Source organism: Shewanella sp. S1-49-MNA-CIBAN-0167 (assembly GCF_040310145.1).
Lineage (GTDB): Bacteria > Pseudomonadota > Gammaproteobacteria > Enterobacterales > Shewanellaceae > Shewanella > Shewanella psychromarinicola.
Map to the genome: position 1 here is coordinate 1 of NZ_JBEOPO010000096.1, position 1,217 is coordinate 1,217.

Consider the following 1,217-nt stretch of genomic DNA (forward strand, 5'->3'; position numbering starts at 1 on the left):
TCTAATCATAATAAATACCTTTAAGATTTTGCTTATTTTAAGCTATAAATCTCTACAGTTTCATTAGACCATTACAACCCTCAAGAACCTCTGATGCGGCAATAAAGAATTGTCTGGGATTAGTTATTTCAACGCAGTACCTGCCAAAAGTTTCGCCCAATTTTTCAGGCGAGAATTCAGTGGTTGTACAGAACACGTAAGCGTCGGGAAGGACTGACCTCCTTGTATTATTGCTTATCGTAATGTTGCTGCACCCCGGTCCTATATGAATCCCACTTCTTCTTGCGACCTCGACCAATTCCGGATCGCTACTGCCACCCACTGCATGACCTGAATTGTAGGTCTCGTGAGCCTCCTCGGAATCGCCTTGCTCAGGATTCTCGTACGCTCTGCAAGTTTCTAGGGTACTTAGCCAAACATCACCCCTCGCGAGCGCATCAGCTTGCCACTCCTCCTGAAAGAATCGATATACAGATTGGCTGTGCTCATCAAGCAAAACGAGCGCTCGAGATGAGATTTCTGACAATCCATGTTCTTTTAGCTCTCGGCGCTCCCGTTTCAGTCTGCTTTTTCTACCCATGTGTAAGCACCCATCGCCTAACGCCGCAAGATTGCTTTGTTATGCATTATATATGTGGACTAATTTCAACAGGGCCAGACCATTGAAAACCGTTAACTAGTTGTTGGAATAAATCAGCAACAAGCCCAAACGAGTTTTGGTTAATTTCGAATTCCTGGTAAGTACCATCATCTATTGTATAACCAAGCCGATCTCCGTTTAAGTTGCTAAGTGCTAGAACTCCACCACCTTCTGCTTTAATAAAACCGTTATCTATAGGTTTTAAATCCATTTTCACCTTTTTTCGAACGTCTGCTGGTTTACCATATCCTCGACTCCGATCTTCAGAGTGTTGAGCGCTATTACGTATTTTCGCTAATGACGGAAAAATATCATTGAACTGCTCTTTTATCTTTATTACATGATCAAGCTCTGTTTCATCTGCTAGGACTGATAAGTACTTAGAGAAGGTGTCTGCTGAAGATAAGTAACTGTGAGCATGAATAAATGCAAAACGATGTTTGTAGCTTCTAGGCACCTCACCAGATTTTAACTTTTCCTGTCTGTAAAGTTTTTCAGTTTCTATACTCAAGTGAATTCAAACTGCAGGTTTTAATTTCTGAAAGTTATCATTAATTGTATCACCGAGTGTATCGGC

At 41.5% G+C, this 1,217-nt stretch carries 1 protein-coding gene; it reads right to left on the reverse strand.

Annotation, left to right across the window (positions count from 1 at the left end):
- Positions 1-626 precede the first annotated feature (626 nt).
- Complete coding sequence (locus AAEZ00_RS20520) at positions 627-1,151, reverse strand: hypothetical protein (protein ID WP_351089711.1); 525 nt, start codon at positions 1,149-1,151, stop codon at positions 627-629.
- Positions 1,152-1,217 lie beyond the last annotated feature (66 nt).